The organism is Mucilaginibacter angelicae, assembly GCF_042434235.1.
GTDB classification, from domain to species: Bacteria; Bacteroidota; Bacteroidia; order Sphingobacteriales; family Sphingobacteriaceae; genus Mucilaginibacter; species Mucilaginibacter angelicae.
In genome coordinates, this window is the sequence record NZ_JBHLTS010000047.1 from 1 (window position 1) to 1895 (window position 1895).

The 1895-nt window shown below is 48.8% G+C and carries 1 rRNA gene; it reads right to left on the reverse strand.

The window, feature by feature from the left end:
• Nucleotides 1–26: 26 nt before the first annotated feature.
• A 16S ribosomal RNA gene (locus ACFFGT_RS19230) occupies nucleotides 27–1547 on the reverse strand.
• Between the last annotated feature and the right edge of the window lie 348 nt (nucleotides 1548–1895).

A 1895-nucleotide genomic window follows, 5' to 3' on the forward strand; every position in this document is an offset into this window, starting at 1 on the left:
CAAGCTACTAAGGGAAACTGCTCCAGAAAGGAGGTATTCCAGCCACACCTTCCGGTACGGCTACCTTGTTACGACTTAGCCCCAGTTACCGACTTTACCCTAGGACGCTCCTTGCGGTTACGCACTTCAGGCACTTCCAGCTTCCATGGCTTGACGGGCGGTGTGTACAAGGCCCGGGAACGTATTCACCGCGTCATTGCTGATACGCGATTACTAGCGAATCCAACTTCACGGGGTCGAGTTGCAGACCCCGATCCGAACTGTGAATGGCTTTTGGAGATTGGCATCCTGTTGCCAGGTAGCTGCCCTCTGTACCATCCATTGTAGCACGTGTGTAGCCCCGGACGTAAGGGCCATGATGACTTGACGTCGTCCCCTCCTTCCTCTCTATTTGCATAGGCAGTCTGTTTAGAGTCCCCACCTTAAATGCTGGCAACTAAACATAGGGGTTGCGCTCGTTGCGGGACTTAACCCAACACCTCACGGCACGAGCTGACGACAGCCATGCAGCACCTAGTTTCGTGTTCCGAAGAACTGTGGCGTCTCTGCCACATTCACTAACTTTCAAGCCCGGGTAAGGTTCCTCGCGTATCATCGAATTAAACCACATGCTCCTCCGCTTGTGCGGGCCCCCGTCAATTCCTTTGAGTTTCACCCTTGCGGGCGTACTCCCCAGGTGGAACACTTAACGCTTTCGCTTAGACGCTGACCGTATATCGCCAACATCGAGTGTTCATCGTTTAGGGCGTGGACTACCAGGGTATCTAATCCTGTTTGATCCCCACGCTTTCGTGCCTCAGCGTCAATCATACTTTAGTAAGCTGCCTTCGCAATTGGTGTTCTGTGACATATCTATGCATTTCACCGCTACTTGTCACATTCCGCCTACCTCAAGTACATTCAAGCCCATCAGTATCAAGGGCACTGCGATAGTTGAGCTACCGTCTTTCACCCCTGACTTAACAGGCCGCCTACGCACCCTTTAAACCCAATAAATCCGGATAACGCTTGGATCCTCCGTATTACCGCGGCTGCTGGCACGGAGTTAGCCGATCCTTATTCTTACAGTACATTCAGCTACCTATACATAGGTAGGTTTATTCCCGTACAAAAGCAGTTTACAACCCGTAGGGCCGTCTTCCTGCACGCGGCATGGCTGGTTCAGACTTCCGTCCATTGACCAATATTCCTTACTGCTGCCTCCCGTAGGAGTCTGGTCCGTGTCTCAGTACCAGTGTGGGGGGTCATCCTCTCAGATCCCCTAAACATCGTAGCCTTGGTAAGCCGTTACCTTACCAACTAGCTAATGTTCCGCATGCCCATCTTGATCCTATAAATATTTGATATTAAAGCGATGCCACTTCAATATGTTATGCGGTCTTAATCTCTCTTTCGAGAGGCTATCCCCCTGATCAAGGTAGGTTACATACGTGTTACGCACCCGTGCGCCACTCTCAAGGAAAGCAAGCTCTCCTATCCCGTCCGACTTGCATGTATTAGGCCTGCCGCTAGCGTTCATCCTGAGCCAGGATCAAACTCTCCATTGTAAAATGTTTTGTTCAAATCACTGACCCTATTATTAATTAATAGAATCTGTATTCATTATATCTTTATACAGTTTCCTCTTGTTATTGTAACTCTTCAATCTTCCTCAACCTTAGTCTCGGTCAATCTCCCGTTACGCTACATGATTTCCATTTCTTAAAAGAACTTTTTCGCTTCATCATCCGAATCAGCTATATAATCTTTCGGCTTTTAAACCGCTTTGATTTGTCATTTTATTAAGCCCCGAGAATCGCTCTCCTCAGCCCTCGAACTACTCACTAACGCTTTCATTCTCTTTGTCTTAAACTCCTTTCGAAGTCCGTCCCGTTCGGGGTTGCAAAGGTAAAAAC